Origin of the sequence: Streptomyces niphimycinicus, assembly GCF_018883605.1 — a bacterium.
Lineage (GTDB): Bacteria > Actinomycetota > Actinomycetes > Streptomycetales > Streptomycetaceae > Streptomyces > Streptomyces niphimycinicus.
Genome location: NZ_JAHLEM010000665.1, coordinates 1 through 2,187, shown reverse-complemented (window position 1 = coordinate 2,187; position 2,187 = coordinate 1). Strand labels below are relative to the sequence as shown.

General features: G+C 71.0%; 2 protein-coding genes. Both read left to right on the top strand.

The genetic code is table 11. From position 1 onward, the window contains the following. Nucleotides 1-336: 336 nt before the first annotated feature. Nucleotides 337-1,275, top strand: coding sequence for a phosphate/phosphite/phosphonate ABC transporter substrate-binding protein (locus tag KN815_RS39650; protein ID WP_216346651.1), 939 nt, complete (start codon nt 337-339; stop codon nt 1,273-1,275). Further along, a partial coding sequence (phnC, locus tag KN815_RS39645; RefSeq protein ID WP_216346650.1) for a phosphonate ABC transporter ATP-binding protein occupies nt 1,272-2,187 on the top strand: 916 nt, incomplete at its 3' end. The genes KN815_RS39650 and phnC, both read left to right, overlap by 4 nt.

The window sequence follows — 2,187 nt, the reverse complement described above, 5'->3', positions numbered from 1 at the left end:
ACCCACGCATCGTGGGCGCGGCGGCGGGCCTGCTGGAGGCGGGCGAGGACGACACCAACGACACCACCAGCGCCACCAACGCCACCAACGACGACAGCGGCGACGTCGACCGGCGCTGACGCGCACAGAGCGAAACCAGGCAACCCGGGGGTCCGGCACGAGCGTGCCGGACCCCCGGGTTGTCCGGTCAAGCCACCCGTTGTCTCCCGCATCGTTCAGACAGCCGTAACCGACGGCGAGGGGTGTGCACACCTGTTCTCCGCAAGGTGGGCGCTATCGCCGGTGCCCTCACTTCCCCGAGAGGCCCGGATCGCCCCACCGCTCGAAGGACGACCCATGCCTCGCCACCTCCGCCTTCCCCTCGCCGCCGCGCTGCTGCCCCTCGTGCTCACCGCCTGCGGCGCCAGTGCCTCGGACAACGGCTCCACGTCGGAGGGACGGGATCCCGACTCTCTGGTGGTCGCGGCCATTCCGTCCGAGAACTCCACCTCCCTCGCCCAGCAGTACGCCCCGCTCGTCAAGCTGCTGGAGGCAGAGACCGGCAAGAAGGTCCAGATGCAGAAGGCGACCAGCTACGCCGCCGTCATCGAGGCGCAGCGGGCGCACAAGGCGGATGTCGCGCTCTACGGGCCGCTCTCCTACGTCGTCGCCAAGGACAGCGGAGTGGGTGTGAAGCTGGCGGGCGCGCTGGTCACCGCGAAGGGTGCGAAGCCCGGCTACAAGTCGTACGGCATCACGCGCGGCGACTCCAAGGACATCAACAGCCTCGCCGATTTCAAGGGCCACAAGGTGTGCTTCGTGGACCCGACCTCGACGTCCGGCTATCTCTATCCGCAGGCTGGTCTGCTGAAGGCGGGCGTCAAGCCCGCCGACTACACCAAGGTCATGGCGGGCGGTCACGACGCCTCGGCGCTGTCGGTCGCCTCCGGCGACTGCGAGGCCGGGTTCGCCTTCGACACCATGGTGGACAGCGATCTGATCAAGCAGGGCAAGCTCAAGAAGGGCCGGCTCAAGACCGTCTGGAAGTCCTCCGAGATCCCCGGCTCGCCCGCCGCGGTCTCGACCGATCTCACCGCGAGCCTCCAGAAGAAGATCATCGACGCGTTTCTGACCAAGGGCAACGCCGACTACATGGAGTCCAAGGGCTACTGCTCCGGCGACGGCTGCAAGATCGACGACAACTGGGGCTTCGCCGAGGTCAAGGACTCCGACTACGACAGTGTCCGCGCGGTCTGTGACGCGACCAAGGACGCGCAGTGCAAGGACGGCTCGTGACGGCCCCGGCCCCCACCGCCCCCACCGCCACCGCGGCCACTGCCGCCACCGCCACCGCCTCCCCGGCCACCGCCGGGGAGCCGGTGATCCGGCTGGACGGTCTGACGAAGCGGTTCGGCACCGGCGCCGACTCCCTGCTCGCCGTGGACGATGTGTCCTTCGAGGTGCGCCCCGGCGAGGTCGTGGCGCTGCTGGGGCTCTCCGGCTCCGGCAAGTCGACGTTGCTCTCGCTGCTCGACGGCCTCCAGCCGCCGACCTCCGGCGACGGCACCGTCCTCGGCACCGCGCTGGCCCGGGCCGACCGGTCCGAGCTGCGCGCGCTGCGCCGCCGTATCGGCTTTGTCTTCCAGCAGTTCCACCTGGTCGGGCGGCTCAGTGTGCTGGAGAACGTGTGCACCGGCGCCCTCGGATCGCTGCGCGGGCCCCGGCTGGGGCTGCTCAGCTACCCGCGTGCGGTGCGCGAACGCGCACTGGACGGACTGGAGCAGGTGGGCCTTGCCGCACATGCCTTCCAGCGGGCGGACACCCTGTCCGGCGGCCAGCAGCAGCGCGTCGCCGTGGCTCGCGCCCTGATGCAGGAACCGGGTCTGCTGCTCGCCGACGAGCCGGTCGCCTCCCTCGACCCCGAGTCCTCGGCGCAGGTCATGCGGCTGCTGGCACGCGTCGCCCAGGAGCGGGAACTGACCGTGCTGTGCAGCCTGCACCAGGTCGATCTGGCCCTGTCCTGGGCGCACCGGATCATCGGCCTGCGGTCGGGCCGGGTCGTCATGGACGTGGCCACCGAGGGCATCGACCGTGCGACGGTGATGCGGCTGTACGAGGAGGTGGCCGCCGGGAGCGCCGAGGGCGTGGCCGCGGCAGTCGCGGCCGGTGCCGCCGTCGCGGCTGGTCCCGCCGTCGCCCCCGGGCCCG